The sequence below is a fragment of the Nitratireductor arenosus genome, assembly GCF_009742725.1.
Lineage (GTDB): Bacteria > Pseudomonadota > Alphaproteobacteria > Rhizobiales > Rhizobiaceae > Mangrovimarina > Mangrovimarina arenosa.
In genome coordinates this window covers 435,666-448,769 of the sequence record NZ_WPHG01000004.1, presented here as the reverse complement: position 1 = coordinate 448,769, position 13,104 = coordinate 435,666, and the positions used below count along the sequence as shown (strand labels likewise).

14 protein-coding genes are annotated in these 13,104 nt (G+C 64.3%); 7 read left to right on the top strand and 7 right to left on the bottom strand.

The genetic code is table 11. The features are described from left to right. The first annotated feature begins 20 nt into the window (after nucleotides 1–20). Nucleotides 21–1,259, top strand: a complete 1,239-nt coding sequence (locus GN330_RS18605) for a saccharopine dehydrogenase family protein (RefSeq protein WP_156714201.1) — start codon at nucleotides 21–23, stop codon at nucleotides 1,257–1,259. 198 nt (nucleotides 1,260–1,457) lie between these two features. Here GN330_RS18605 and GN330_RS18600 read toward each other — a convergent pair whose 3' ends face one another. Beyond that, nucleotides 1,458–2,255, bottom strand: a complete 798-nt coding sequence (locus GN330_RS18600) for an IclR family transcriptional regulator (RefSeq protein WP_156714200.1) — start codon at nucleotides 2,253–2,255, stop codon at nucleotides 1,458–1,460. Beyond that, entirely contained in the window at nucleotides 2,248–2,673 is a 426-nt protein-coding gene (locus GN330_RS18595; RefSeq protein ID WP_156714199.1) for an acyl-CoA thioesterase, read from the bottom strand. Before GN330_RS18595 ends, GN330_RS18600 begins: the two co-directional genes overlap by 8 nt. An 84-nt stretch (nucleotides 2,674–2,757) precedes the next feature. On the opposite strand from GN330_RS18595, the gene GN330_RS18590 reads away from it, so the two are divergent. The 3 genes from GN330_RS18590 (at nucleotide 2,758) to ppk2 (ending at nucleotide 6,545) form a co-directional block, all read left to right on the top strand. Further along, nucleotides 2,758–3,900, top strand: coding sequence for an FAD-dependent monooxygenase (locus GN330_RS18590; protein WP_246188743.1), 1,143 nt, complete (start codon nucleotides 2,758–2,760; stop codon nucleotides 3,898–3,900). Then, nucleotides 3,897–5,516, top strand: a complete 1,620-nt coding sequence (locus tag GN330_RS18585; RefSeq protein WP_156714198.1) for a benzoate-CoA ligase family protein — start codon at nucleotides 3,897–3,899, stop codon at nucleotides 5,514–5,516. The genes GN330_RS18590 and GN330_RS18585 overlap by 4 nt, the downstream gene beginning before the upstream one ends. A 117-nt stretch (nucleotides 5,517–5,633) precedes the next feature. Then, on the top strand, nucleotides 5,634–6,545 hold the full coding sequence (ppk2, locus tag GN330_RS18580) for a polyphosphate kinase 2 (RefSeq protein WP_156714197.1): 912 nt from the start codon (nucleotides 5,634–5,636) through the stop codon (nucleotides 6,543–6,545). A gap of 17 nt (nucleotides 6,546–6,562) precedes the next feature. Here the strand turns inward: ppk2 and GN330_RS18575 are convergent, their stop codons facing one another. The 5 genes from GN330_RS18575 to hemB form a co-directional block, all read right to left on the bottom strand. Further along, nucleotides 6,563–7,462 (bottom strand): DMT family transporter, encoded by a 900-nt coding sequence (locus tag GN330_RS18575; protein ID WP_156714196.1) that lies wholly within the window; start codon nucleotides 7,460–7,462, stop codon nucleotides 6,563–6,565. Between the two features lie 161 nt (nucleotides 7,463–7,623). Next, nucleotides 7,624–8,388, bottom strand: coding sequence for an arginyltransferase (locus GN330_RS18570; RefSeq protein ID WP_156714195.1), 765 nt, complete (start codon nucleotides 8,386–8,388; stop codon nucleotides 7,624–7,626). Nucleotides 8,389–8,515: 127 nt separating this feature from the next. After that, entirely contained in the window at nucleotides 8,516–8,986 is a 471-nt protein-coding gene (locus tag GN330_RS18565; RefSeq protein ID WP_156714194.1) for an RDD family protein, read from the bottom strand. 91 nt (nucleotides 8,987–9,077) lie between these two features. Then, complete coding sequence (locus GN330_RS18560; RefSeq protein ID WP_156714193.1) at nucleotides 9,078–9,434, bottom strand: DUF423 domain-containing protein; 357 nt, start codon at nucleotides 9,432–9,434, stop codon at nucleotides 9,078–9,080. Between the two features lie 52 nt (nucleotides 9,435–9,486). Next, nucleotides 9,487–10,521, bottom strand: a complete 1,035-nt coding sequence (gene hemB / locus GN330_RS18555) for a porphobilinogen synthase (RefSeq protein WP_156714192.1) — start codon at nucleotides 10,519–10,521, stop codon at nucleotides 9,487–9,489. Nucleotides 10,522–10,731: 210 nt separating this feature from the next. Between hemB and GN330_RS18550 the strand changes: the two genes are divergently transcribed. The 3 genes from GN330_RS18550 to ldtR all read left to right on the top strand — a co-directional run bounded on the left by GN330_RS18550 (nucleotide 10,732) and on the right by ldtR (nucleotide 12,879). Further along, complete coding sequence (locus GN330_RS18550; RefSeq protein WP_156714191.1) at nucleotides 10,732–11,775, top strand: enoyl-CoA hydratase/isomerase family protein; 1,044 nt, start codon at nucleotides 10,732–10,734, stop codon at nucleotides 11,773–11,775. Then, the gene (locus GN330_RS18545) at nucleotides 11,772–12,197 is read left to right on the top strand and encodes a DUF6163 family protein (RefSeq protein ID WP_343040887.1); all 426 of its coding nucleotides are present in this window, start codon (nucleotides 11,772–11,774) and stop codon (nucleotides 12,195–12,197) included. The genes GN330_RS18550 and GN330_RS18545 overlap by 4 nt, the downstream gene beginning before the upstream one ends. A 166-nt stretch (nucleotides 12,198–12,363) precedes the next feature. Beyond that, nucleotides 12,364–12,879: a transcriptional regulator LdtR gene (gene ldtR / locus GN330_RS18540; RefSeq protein WP_156714190.1), complete on the top strand. Its 516-nt coding sequence runs from the start codon at nucleotides 12,364–12,366 to the stop codon at nucleotides 12,877–12,879. Nucleotides 12,880–13,104 lie beyond the last annotated feature (225 nt).

Genomic DNA, 13,104 nt, shown 5'->3' with positions numbered 1-13,104 from the left:
ATGGAGTTGAACGAATCAGGATGAAAAACAATGTCTTGATCGTCGGCGCCGGCGGCGTCGCCCAGGTGGTGGCTCATAAATGTGCCCAAAACAACGACGTGCTCGGTGATATCCACATCGCCTCGCGCACGGTGGAAAAATGCCAGGCTATCGTCGATAGCGTGCGCGAAAAGGGCAGCCTCAAGCAGGACGGCGTGCTAGAGGCGCATGCGCTCGACGCGCTCGATGTCGCCGCCACCAGGGCGTTGATCGAGCGCACCGGCGCCCGGATCGTCATCAATGTCGGCTCCGCCTTCGTCAACATGTCGGTGATGTCGGCCTGTCTGGAGACCGGCGTGGCCTATCTCGATACGGCGATCCACGAGGACCCCGCCAAGGTCTGCGAGACGCCGCCCTGGTATGCCAATTACGAATGGAAGCGGCGCAAGGAGTGCGAGGACAAGGGCGTGACCGCCGTGCTCGGCGTCGGTTTCGACCCGGGCGTTGTCAACGCCTATGCAGCGCTGGCCAACAACGACTATTTCGACCGGATCGATTCCATCGACATCATCGACGTCAATGCCGGCAGCCATAATCGCTGGTTCTCGACCAATTTCGATCCCGAGATCAATTTCCGCGAGTTTACCGGACAGGTCTGGTCGTGGCAGGACAGCAAATGGACGTCCAACCAGATGTTCGAGGTTCGCAAGGTCTGGGACCTGCCGGTCGTCGGCGAAAGCCAGACCTTCATGACCGGCCATGACGAGATCCATTCCCTGTCGCAGAACCTCAAAGTGCCGGATGTACGTTTCTGGATGGGGTTCGGCGAACGCTACATCACCGTCTTCACCGTGCTGAAGAATCTCGGCCTGTTGTCGGAACAGCCGGTGACGACCGCCGAGGGGCTCGAGGTGGTGCCGCTCAAGGTGGTCAAGGCGGTGCTGCCGGATCCGGCCTCGTTGGCGCCGCACTACACCGGCAACACCTGCATTGGCGATCTCGTCAAGGGCGAGAAGGACGGCAAGCCGCGTGAGGTCTTTATCTACAATATCTGCGACCACAAGGCATGCTACGAGGAGGTCGGCAGCCAGGCGATTTCCTATACCGCCGGCGTCCCGCCGGTCGCCGCCGCCATGCTGATCGCCGACGGCACCTGGGACGTGCACAAAATGGTCAATGTGGAGGAACTGCCGCCGCAGCCTTTCCTCGGCCTGTTGAACCGCATCGGCCTGCCGACGCGGCTGCGCGAGGGCGACAAGGACGTCGCGCTCGATTTCTAGCTGCTCAGGCCTCACCCGGCTTTGCGGGCAGGCCTTGGGAAAGCCTGGCGAAAATCCAGGTCAATCAAGGCGTTCGAGCTTTGCCCTGATTCGTTCTTTAAGCGCGATGCGCGCTGCTTATGAAAACCGCCGGCCTTGCGCCGGCGGTTTTCGGTATGTTTTGTCACGTCGTTATTGTGGTGTGGACCTCTCGTCCCGTCAGGAGGTCGCCCCGTCTGCGCCGGTGATCGACAAGGTTGCGCAGAAAGCCTTCAGCCGCGCCAGCGCCGGCGCGTCCGTGGCGATCGCGCGCGGGTCGGTGCCGATCAGCGTGACGACGGCCTGCGCCTGGGCCTGCCAGTCGAGGATCGGCGCCGCCATCGCAATCAGTCCTGGAATATAGCGGCCGTCGACCGTCGCGTGGCCCTCGGCGCGCACTGTTGCGGCCAGCGTCCGCACGCCGGCCTCGTCCGGTCCGATATCGCCAAGCGGGCGTCCGCTCGCCGCCGCCTCGGCAAGTTCCTCGCGCCTGAGGGCTGCGGTGACGGCTTCCGGCAGATAGGCCAGGAAAACCCGGCCGGTTGCCGAGGTCAGAAGCGGCAGTGCCGTACCCAGCCCGAGCGAAGCCGCTACCAGCGAGGCCGCGCGCTCCCAGCGCACCACGGTCGGACCGAAATTTCCCCACACGCACAACAGCGCCGTCAGGCCGGTTTCCGCGGCCAGCCCGGGCAGGGCGTCGGCGGTGCGGTTGACGAAATCGTGCCGGTTGAGCGCCGACAGCCCGGTCTCGATCGCCGCCGGGCCGAGATCGTATTTGCCGGAGCGTTCGGCCTGGCGCACGAAGCCGGCATTGAGGAAGGAGGCGAGATAGCGGTGCACCTTGCTTGCCGGCATGCCGCAGTCGCGTGCAAGCTCGGACAGGCTCGCCGCGCGATCATGCCGCGCCAGCGCGACGAGCACCCGGAGCGCTTGGTCGAGCGATTGGATGCCGCCCGCGCCGTCCGGCCTGTCAGCCATTGTCGCCGGTTCCTTCAAGCAAGGCGCGCAGCGGCGCTGTCTCACCGGCTCGCATCCGACCGTCCGCGTGAACGAAGACGGCGCGGACCTCGAAGCCCTCTACCACCAGCCGCCCCCCGACCGTGCCGCGGTAGCCGAGCCGCAGCGTCTTTCGGTTCCACGCCTCGATATGAAGCGCCATGTCGAGTACGTCGCCCTCGGTCGCCGGCGAGCGGAAACTGGCGCCCGAATCGACCAGGCCGACGCCGACCGTGCCCAGCCTTTCGCATAGCCGCGCATGGCTGCCGGCGGCCGCGCGGAACCAGGCGTGGCAGGTCGCGTCAAACCAGCGATAAAAATTCGGATAAAACACGATGCCGGCGGGGTCGCAGTCGCCGAAGCTGATCTGGAAACGGGCGGTGAAGGCAGGGTCGGGCATGTTTTTTCCATATTATGAAATGCGTTGCATATTACGAGAAAGTTTGTAGGCTGTCACCCGCACTAAGCATGAAGGGAGGCGCGTTTGGTAGCCTTGTCGTTGGTCGACATTGTCGGAGCCGGACCGGCCGGGCTCTACGCCGCGATCCTGATCCGCGAAGCGATGCCCGGTTGCCGCGTGCGGGTATGGGAGCAGAATCCGCCGCACGCGACCTTTGGCTTCGGCGTGGTGTTTTCCGACCAGGCGCTCGACTTCCTGCGCGCCGACGATCCTCAAACGCACGATCTGGTGACGCCGCGCATGCAGCGCTGGCGCAACATGACGCTTGTCCATCGCGGCGAGACGGTGCTGCTCGACGGCATCGGTTTCGCCGCTATCGGCCGCCTCGAACTGCTCGACATTCTCCAACGCAGGGCGCGAGCGGCCGGGGCGGAGTTTGCCTATGGATGCCCACTCGACAGTCTGCAGGCGCTTGACGGCGATCTCGTCATCGGCGCGGATGGGCTGAATTCCCTCGTACGGGCAAGCGCGGAGACCGTTTTCGCCCCGGCATGGGGCCATTTCGAAAACCACTTCGCCTGGTTCGGCGCCGAGCGTGCCTTCGAGACGCTGACCCAGACATTCCTGCACACCGACAAAGGCACGCTCAACGCGCACCACTATCGCTATGCGCCCGGCCGCAGCACCTTCATCGTCGAATGCGACCCGGCGACCTTCGACGCTTACGGCTTTGCGGAGATGGACGAGGCGGCCTCGGCGCGCCAGTGCGCCGATATCTTTGCCGACACGCTCGGTGGCGCGCCGCTTCTCACCAACCGTTCGCTCTGGCGTCGCTTTCCACGCCTGTGGTGCGAAAACTGGGTCGCCGGCAACCGTGTGCTCCTGGGCGACGCCGCTCATACGGCACATTTTTCGGTCGGCTCGGGCACCCGGCTCGCCATGGAGGACGCGATCGCCCTGGTCAGGGCGCTCTGCGCGCATGACGCGCTGGGGGAGGGGCTTGCCGCTTTCCAGGCCGCGCGCCAGCCGATCGCGAAAAAGATCGTCGAGGCGGCAAATATGTCGGCCGCCTGGTACGATCGTTTCCCCGACAAGATGGCGCACGCCCCGCTCGATTTCGCCTTCGACTACATCACCCGTTCGGGCCGGGTCGACATGGAACGGCTGCGCCGACTGTCGCCTGATTTCATGCGTCGCTACGAGGATTCCAGTGGAGAGGCACGATGACTGGGAACGGATCGCCAGCGCATGCTCCGCTCGCCGATCCCGTCGGCGACACGCCGGGCGCGCGCGAAATCGGCTTCGACAAGTCGCGCCACGCCAATTGCAGCGCCATCCTGTTCGACAATCTCGACCGGGGCCCCGACAGGCCGGCGGTGATTGGTCCGGCTGGGACGCTGAGCTATCGCCAGCTTTGCGCCGAGGCCGCGCGTTGGGGCAACGCGTTTGCCGGCTTCGGTCTTGAGCGTGGTGCGCGCATCGCGCTGTTTCTCGACGACACGCCGGCCTATCCGGCTGCCTTTTTCGGCGCGGTCAGGGCAGGCTTCGTGCCGGTGCTGCTGAACACCGCCAGCAACACCGATCTGCTTGCCTTCTACCTGGCCGATTCCGGCGCGCGCATTGTTGTCTGCGAGGCGGCCTTCGCCAACCGGTTCGGCGCCGAAGCCGTATCCGGCAGCGCGATTGAGCGTGTCGTTGTGGTGAACGGTGACGCGCCGGTCGGTGTCGGGCCGATGGTCGAGGCCGCGGCGTTCCTGGCCGGCCGGCCGGCAACGCTCGACTGCGCCGACACCGGGCCCGACGACATGGCATTTTGGATGTATTCCTCCGGCTCGACCGGGCGGCCGAAAGGTATCGTCCATCTCCATCACGACATGGCCTATACCCAGCAATCCTATGCCAGTACCATCCTGCGGCTGAAACCCGCCGATATCTGCTTTTCGGTACCGAAAATCTTCTTCGCCTACGGGTTCGGCAACGCCTTCACCTTTCCCTTCGCCGTTGGCGCGACCACGCTTTTGCTGCCCGGCCGGCCGGATCCCGACCGGGTGCTCGACATGATCGAAGCATACCGGCCGAGCGTCTTTTTCGGCCTGCCGACGCTCTACACCGCGCTTTGCCGTGCCGCCGGCGTCGAAAGCCGCGACCTGTCCTCACTGCGCCTGTCGATCTCGGCCGCCGAGACCCTTTCGCAGGATATTCACGCGGCTTGGGAGACGCTGACCGGCCTGGCCGCGGTCGAAGGGCTCGGTTCGACGGAAATCCTGCATATCTATTTGTCGAACGGCAAAAGCGAGCAGCGGCTCGGCGCGGCGGGCCGCGCGGTGCCGGGCTACGAGGTCGTCTTGCGCGACGCCGACGGCCGCCAGGTTGGCCCGGGCAGGGAGGGGGTTATGTGGGTGCGCGGCACCTCCTCGGCGCCGTGCTACTGGAACCGGCCGGACAAGACCGCCGAAACCATGCGCGGCGACTGGATCTATACCGGCGACCGTTTTGTCGAACGTGACGGGTTCTTCTATTTTCAAGGCCGTGCCGACGATCTGATCAAGGTCTCCGGGCAGTGGGTGTGGCCGCTCGAAGTCGAGCGTTGCCTGAACGAACATGCGCATGTGCATGAATGCGCCGTGCTGGCGCACCGGCTTGCTGACCGCCGCATGAGCCTGCGAGCGATCGTGTGCCTGCGAGCGGGGGTCGATGGCGATGACGATGAGGTCCGCCTTCTGCAAGACCACGTCAAGGCGGCGCTTGCGCCCCACAAATATCCGCGCATCGTCGAATTCGTCGCCGAATTGCCGAAGACCGGGACGGGCAAACTCGACCGGCAGGCCTTGGCCTCGTCCTGACTGCCGGACACGGCTGCAATAATTCCGTCATTGGTGCCGGTTAGGTCTCTGCGGTAGCGTATGAAAGCGCGACCGCCGCCGGCGCGGCTCGCGACGTGGGAGAATATGAGGGACGCGATGGACAGGAACGATGGCGGCAAGGACTGGCTCGAGGCCGAGCTCGCCGACACGCTCGACGAGGATTACGAGCTGGAATTGTCGGAGCCGGCTCTGTCGCTGGAAATCCGCAAGGTCTACAGGAAGGCCCATCCCGACACGATCGACCGGCTTACCTATTTCCGCGAACTGATCCGGCTCCAGTCGGAACTGATCAAGCTGCAGGACTGGGTCGCGCATCATAAGAAGAAGATCGTCGTGATCTTCGAGGGGCGCGATTCGGCCGGTAAGGGCGGCGTCATAAAACGCATCACCCAGCGTCTCAATCCGCGCATCGCCAGAGTGGTCGCGCTGCCGGCGCCGACCGAGCGCGAGACCTCGCAATGGTATTTCCAGCGTTACGTGCCGCACCTGCCGGCTGGCGGCGAGATCGTCCTGTTCGACCGCTCCTGGTACAACCGCGCCGGCGTTGAGCGGGTGATGGGTTTTGCCACGCCCGACCAGGTCGAGGAATTCTTCCGCGACGTGCCGGAATTCGAGCGCATGCTGCTGCGCTCCGGCATCATGCTGGTCAAATACTGGTTTTCGATCACCGACGAGGAACAGCAGATGCGCTTCCTGATGCGCATCCACGACCCGATGAAGCAGTGGAAACTCTCGCCGATGGACCTGCAGAGCCGGGTGCGCTGGGAAGATTATACCAAGGCCAAGGAGGAGATGTTTGCCCGCACCAACGTCCCCGAGGCGCCCTGGTACATCGTCGAGGGTAACGACAAAAAACGGGCGCGGCTGAATTGCATCGACCACCTGCTCAACCAGGTGCCCTACGAGCCGGTGCCGCACGAGGAGATCGCGCTGCCGGAACGCGTTTTCAATCCCGAATATGAGCGCAAGGTACTGCCGCCCGAACTCTACGTGCCGCAGAAGTACTGAAGCGCCGGCCCGGCCGCTCAGGCCGGGTGTCGCACCGCCAGGGCGGCCCGCCGGCGCCGGCCGTCGTGCAACTGCCACAGGGAATGCGCGATCAGCGTGACGACCAGGATCGCGCCGCCGGTCATCGAGGCCGCGGTCGGCACCTCAGCGAAGATCATCCACACCCAGACCGGCGCGAGCACCGTCTCCAGAAGATAGAACATCGCCACCTCCGGACCGGAGATATATTTCGGTCCGGTCGCCAGGCAGAAGAACGAGATCGGCATGATGACGGCGCCGTTGAACAGGATCCACCACGGCGCCTCGACCCGATAGCCGGTCTTGGCGACCATGAACACGGAAATCACGAACGGCAGCAACACCGCCACCAGCGCGGTAAAGCCCATATCCTTGCCGGTCGCCCGTGAAATCGTGATCGCGGTTGCCAATATGAAGGCCGAGGCGAGCGCGAACATGTCGCCGACCAGATTGCCCGTGCCGATGCCGTCATAGACGATGATCAGCATGCCGGTGAGCATCAGCGCCATGGCGATCAGCGTCGCCGGGCGTGGGCGTTCCTTCAGGAACAGCCATGACAGCAGCGCGGCGAACATGGTGTTGAAGGCCAGCAGGAAGACGAGATTGGCGGTCGCGGTGTTGTAGACGGCCATGATGAACGTCACCGAGGAGGCCGCGTAGAGCGCCGCCACCATCAGGCCGGCCCGGCCGGGAATCAGGGCCGGCGCGTTGCCGCGCAGCATCCGCCACGCCAACCAGATGGTGAGCGACGCGGCGACCGTCGTGCCGGTGCGCAACATCAGGATCGACCACGCGTCGCCGTCGGCGAGCCGGATCAACGGGATGTCGATGGTCAGCGTCATACCGCCGATCGTGGTGATCAAAAGGCCCTTGGTGTGGTTGCTGTTGGAAGCGGTCATGGCGGGTCCGGCGGATTCGATTGGAAAAAAAGCGTGATTTGCGGGGACCTTAGTCAGGTTTCGGCATCATACTACCCGGCCGGGCGCGACAAGTGTTTCAGCGCTTCGATTGGGCCAGGCGGGGCGGCGGTTTCGCGGGCTGGATCGTGGCTGTCACGGCGTTATCCGCCATTGTCCGTCGCTTCGTAACGCTCCCATCCTTTCGGACCGAGATGCTCCTGTGGCTGGAAGCGGATCTTGTAGGCCATTTTCTGCGAACCGTGGACCCAATAACCGAGATAGACGTGGGGCAGTCCGGCCGTGCGCGCCCGCGCGATGTGGTCGAGGATCATGTAGGTGCCGAGCGAACGCTCCTCCTGGGCCGGGTCGTAGAACGAATAGACCATCGACAACCCGTCGGCCATGGTGTCCGACAGCGCCACCGCGATCAGCGCGCCCTGGCCGGTGCCGGTGATGAAACTGTCCGGGCCGCGGCGGCGATATTCGATGATCTTGGTGTCGACATGGGTGTCCTCGACCATCATGGCGTAGTCGAGCACCGTCATGTCCGACATGCCACCCTTGCGGTGGCGGGCGTCGAGATAGGCGCGAAACAGCGAATATTGCTCGGTTGTGGGTTCGGCGTCGTGCACTGCGCCGATCAGGTCGGCGTTTTTCTGCGTTACCCGCTTCATATTCTTCGACGGCCGGAATTCCTCAGCCCGGATGCGCACCGACACGCAGGCCCTGCAGGTTTCGCAGGCGGGCCGGTAGGCGATGTTCTGCGAGCGGCGGAAACCGCCCTGCGTGAGCAGGTCGTTGAGTTCCGGCGCCTTTTCTCCAACCAGATGCGTGAACACTTTGCGCTCGAACTGCCCCTCGATATAGGGGCATGGCGATGGCGCGGTCAGGAAGAACTGCGGCGATTGGGTCGGATGCTGCGTCATGGTTTCCGCTATCTGCGAGCAGCCCATAGCTTGGACGGCGCGCGCAAAACGTCAACCGTTTCTTGGACTTTGCCAAGCCGAACTATGATCAGAAAAATTGAATGGAGCTTGAACGCGGCGCGCTTGGCTAGCGGTCGGCGCGTGTTACCACCGTGCCGAGCAAAAGGTCGTGCAGGGTGCGTTTGCGGTCGACAAACAGTGTGACGAGCAGGACGAGCGGCGTCAGGATCGCGTTGCCGGCCCAAAAAAGCACCGTATGGACCACGGCCAGAAGACCGTCGACCGGGCGTTCGTCGAGCCGCTCCAGGCGCAAGCTCATCAACTGCATGCCGGGCGTGGCCTGCTTCGCGCCGCCGAGCGTGCTCCAGATATAGATCAGCGCCACGATCGGGCCTAAAACGCCGAACAGCGCCCAGCCCAGTCCGAGCGTCAATACGCCGAGCAAAAACACCAGTACTGCGAACGGGATCACAAGCAGGCCGATGAACAGATAGTCGAGCAGGAAGGCGAAGACCCGGCGCGTGCGCACGCCGTCGTAGACGCGCCAGTCGTCGAGACGCGGGGCCAGAATACCGCCGTTGAGAATATTGTCGCTCATCCTGTCCTTTCTTGGGCGGTGGTCTTGTCCGCCTGCCTGTCGGAGATGGGGATTGTCCGGCTGAAATCAAGAATTGCGTGGGTGAGGGTCGTCAGTCGGCGCCGCGCGGCCGGCGCAGGGCCGAGCCGGCGACGCCCAGCCAGCCGAGGATCATCAGCGTCCCGCCCGCCGGCGCGGCCATCGCGAAAAGCCGGGTGTCGGCATAATGCCGGATGAGCAGGTCGCCGGAAAACAGCAAAAGTCCGGCAAGAAGCACCAGCCCGGCCACGCGGGACAATCGTGAATGCGAAAAAAGCCCCAGTGCGAGCAGGGCAGGGGCGTGAAAAAGCAGGAACTGCGCCGCGGTCGCCACATTGCCGCCACCCGCATGCGCGGCGGCCGCCGACAGCGCCACGCCTGCGGCGCCGATCAGTCCCGCCGCCAGGACGAGCAGACGCGCCGCGCTCATCGGGCCGCGCCTCGTCGCATCGCAGCGTCTGACGAAAACCCTGTCGCCGCCATCATCTTTCCGAAAGCACCCGCGCCACCTGCGGCGCGAAATAGGTCAGGATGCCGTCGCAGCCGGCGCGCTTGAGGCACAGCAGCGATTCCATCATCGCGCGGTCTTCGTCGATCCAGCCATTGGCGCCCGCCGCCTTGATCATCGCGTATTCGCCCGACACCTGGTAGGCAAACGTTGGCACGGCGAACGCGTCCTTCAGCCGGTGGACGATGTCGAGATAGGGCAGGCCGGGCTTGACCATGATCATGTCGGCGCCTTCGGCGAGATCCTGCTCGGCCTCGCGCATCGCCTCGTCGGAATTGGCATGGTCGATATAGTAGGTCTGCTTGTCGCCCTGGAGCAGGCCGGCCGTTCCGACCGCCTCGCGATAGGGTCCGTAGAAGGACGAGGCGAACTTGGTCGCGTAGGACATGATCGCCACGTCCTGGAAGCCGTTGGCGTCGAGCGCGTCGCGCACCGCGCCGATGCGCCCGTCCATCATGTCCGACGGTGCGATCACGTCGGCGCCGCTCGCCGCCTGCAGCACCGCCGCCTCGGCGATTTGCGCGACCGATTCGTCGTTGACGATGACGCCCTCGCGCAGGATGCCGTCATGACCGTGATCGGTGAACGGGTCCAGCGCGGCGTCGGTGATGATGCCGATCTCCGGCACCGCCTGCTTGATCGCCCGGCTCGCCTTGTTGAGGATGTTGTCTGCGTCGAGGATGTGCGAGCCGGTCTGGTCGCGCAGGCCGCGCTCGATATTGGGGAAGGTGGCGATCGCCGGGATGCCGAGTTTCGCCGCTTCTTCCACCTGCGCGACCGCCAGGTCGAGCGTCATGCGGTAGACGCCGGGCATGGCGGCGATTTCCTCGCGCCGGTTTTCGCCTTCGATGACGAAGATGGGCCAGATCAGGTCGTCGACCGACAACCGGCTCTCGCGCACCATGCGGCGCGACCAGTCGGCCTTGCGCAAGCGCCGCAGACGCCGGCTCGCGGTGATCTCGTCGACGCTGCGCGCGCCGATCTTTCTGTCGCCAAACATGCGGTTCATGGCGCACTCCATGTCGGGGGCGGAATCTGCGCGAGGGATAGCATGGCCGCGGCACCGCTCAAAGCCCGGCGTGAGAGCCTTGCCGCCGGCTTTGTCACCGGCGAGATTGACGCCGGGGCGGTCGCCGCATAAGCCTCGGCATCGGGTAAGGCCGGCCGGATCGAGCGGTGCGACGACCTTGCAGCGGAGACGACGCGAAGGACGATCGGCATGGATTTCGGCGGCGGCGAGGAGATACGTTTCGAAAGGCTTGGGGCCGCCGGGGTGGTGACGCTGACGCGCCCCAAGGCGCTGAACGCGGTCACCCACGCCATGGTGCTGGCGCTCACAAGGGCGCTCTCCGCCTGGGCCGACGACCCTGAGGTGGCTCTGGTCGTCATCAAGGCCGAGGGCAGGGCCTTTTCCGCCGGCGGCGATATCCTGCATATCTACGAGGCCGGACGCGCCGGCAATCCGCCGGTCGACTTCTTCGCCGACGAGTACAGTCTCAACCTCGCCATTGCGCGTTTTCCCAAACCCTATATCGCCCTGGTCGACGGCATCGCCATGGGTGGCGGCGTCGGCGTGTCGTTCCACGGCAGCCACCGGTTGATGAGCGAAAACGCCGTCTTCGCCATGCCGGAGGTCGGCATCGGTTTTTTCCCCGACGTCGGCGGCAGCTACATCCTGCCGCGGCTGAAGGACCGCTTCGGCCTCTATCTCGGTCTGACCGGCGCCCGCATCCGCCAGGGCGACGCTGTGTGGAGCGGGCTTGCAAGCCACGCGGTCCAACAGGCAGATCTCGAGGCAATCCTGACCGCGCTTGCCGAAAGCGGCGATGCCGACGCCGTCGCCGCGCGCTACGCGCAAACGGTGCCATGCGAGACCGCGTCCGACACACTGGAGGCCATTGCCCGCCATTTCGCGCCCGACGATCTTGATGAAACGCGCTCCTCCTTGCGCCGGGGCGCGGCGGCCGGCGAGGATTTCGCCGCAGCGACGCTGGATACGATCGCCAGGCGCTCGCCCACCAGCCTGCGTGTCACCCACCGCCAGATCATCGAGGGCGCGGCAATCGATATGGCCGCGTGCATGCGCATGGAGTTCCGCGTCGTCAACCGCATGCTGGCCGGTCACGATTTCTACGAGGGCATTCGGGCTGCCATCATCGACAAGGACGCCACGCCGGTGTGGCGGCCGGCAACGCTGGAGGCGGTGACGCAAGATGTCGTCGACGCCTATTTCGCGCCGCTCGAGCGGGAACTGGACCTGTGAGCGAGGACGGCGTCGACGCAGCGGCCTGGCGGCCGGGACTGGTCGAAGCGGCCTTCCCCTGGTTCCTGCGCGTCGTTGCCGCCTACAGCCTGATGTTCGGGGTGGCCTATTGGGTCCGGCTGATCGGTTATTATGACGGGCCGCTGTGGCGTTTCGACACGATGCCCGTGGAATGGCAGGTGGCGTCGGTGTCGCTGTCGGTGCTTTTCCCCTTTGCCGGTATCGGCTTGTGGATGACCGCGTCCTGGGGGCCGGTGATCTGGTTCATTTGCGCCGCGACGGAGACGGCGATGTATTGGGGTTTCCCCGAAATGTTCGGCGACAGACCGCTGATCGCGCTGTCGCATGCGGTCGTGGCACTGCTTTACGTGGCATTCCGCGTCGGTATAGCGTTGCAGCGCCGCGACGCTCGAATTGATTGAAAATTGTGCCGCGCGCATTGAGACAAAATTAACGCATCTTTTGATCTCCGCTCCGTAATCGCTTGTTAAGGCTGAGGTTTAAGTCGAATTTTATTCGTCTGCGCTAGGGTCGACGCCAAGGTGAAAACAAAAACAATCACCGGGCGTCAAACAAGAGGCAAAGACGATGATCAAGTCACGACAGGCCCCGCAGGCCGTCCCGGCCGAAGGCGAGGGACATGAAGCGATCCGTTCGCTCTATCTGGAATCGTTGCAGCTGGTGGAGCGTCTTCACCGCCGCCTGCTCGATGTGATCAAGGACGAGTTCGAACGTAACGGCCGTTCCGACATCAACGCGATCCAGGCGCTGTTGTTGTTCAACATCGGCAATTCGGAGCTGACGGCGGGGGAACTGCGCTCGCGCGGCTACTATCTCGGATCGAATGTGTCCTACAATTTGAAGAAGCTGGTCGATCTCGGCTTCATCAACCATCAGCGTTCGCGTGTCGACCGTCGCTCGGTGCGGGTCAGCTTGACGCCGAAGGGGCAGGAGATCGCCGAGGTCGTCGGCAATCTCTACAATCGCCATATCGGCTCGATCGAGCAGGTCGGCGGCATCAATATCGAGGAATTCCGCCAGATGAACCGCGCCCTGCAGCGTCTGGACCGTTTCTGGAACGACACGATCGCCTATCGGATGTAGTCAGTCCTCGCCTCGGTTTGAAAATGGCGGGCCGGCGCGTGGCGCCGGCCGCCGTCTTTTCGGCCGCTCACGCATATGTGTCGCGCCGGGGCCTTCTTGCCGCCATATTCTTTCGTGTAGGAACATCGGGGTTCATGGGCCGCGATCGACGTTAGGCGCTTTGTTAACCACGCGCTTTTAGGCTCGACCCCTGATGACGATGTCGCGTCTTTGGCGCGCGAACAA

Bases quoted from the DNA above. Each gene is read 5' to 3' on its own strand.
- GN330_RS18605 (WP_156714201.1), top strand. From the start codon at position 21: ATGAAAAACAATGTCTTGATCGTCGGCGCCGGCGGCGTCGCCCAGGTG.
- GN330_RS18600 (WP_156714200.1), bottom strand. From the start codon at position 2,255: ATGGCTGACAGGCCGGACGGCGCGGGCGGCATCCAATCGCTCGACCAA.
- GN330_RS18595 (WP_156714199.1), bottom strand. From the start codon at position 2,673: ATGCCCGACCCTGCCTTCACCGCCCGTTTCCAGATCAGCTTCGGCGAC.
- GN330_RS18585 (WP_156714198.1), top strand. From the start codon at position 3,897: ATGACTGGGAACGGATCGCCAGCGCATGCTCCGCTCGCCGATCCCGTC.
- ppk2 (WP_156714197.1), top strand. From the start codon at position 5,634: ATGGACAGGAACGATGGCGGCAAGGACTGGCTCGAGGCCGAGCTCGCC.
- GN330_RS18575 (WP_156714196.1), bottom strand. From the start codon at position 7,462: ATGACCGCTTCCAACAGCAACCACACCAAGGGCCTTTTGATCACCACG.
- GN330_RS18570 (WP_156714195.1), bottom strand. From the start codon at position 8,388: ATGACGCAGCATCCGACCCAATCGCCGCAGTTCTTCCTGACCGCGCCA.
- GN330_RS18565 (WP_156714194.1), bottom strand. From the start codon at position 8,986: ATGAGCGACAATATTCTCAACGGCGGTATTCTGGCCCCGCGTCTCGAC.
- GN330_RS18560 (WP_156714193.1), bottom strand. From the start codon at position 9,434: ATGAGCGCGGCGCGTCTGCTCGTCCTGGCGGCGGGACTGATCGGCGCC.
- hemB (WP_156714192.1), bottom strand. From the start codon at position 10,521: ATGAACCGCATGTTTGGCGACAGAAAGATCGGCGCGCGCAGCGTCGAC.
- GN330_RS18550 (WP_156714191.1), top strand. From the start codon at position 10,732: ATGGATTTCGGCGGCGGCGAGGAGATACGTTTCGAAAGGCTTGGGGCC.
- ldtR (WP_156714190.1), top strand. From the start codon at position 12,364: ATGATCAAGTCACGACAGGCCCCGCAGGCCGTCCCGGCCGAAGGCGAG.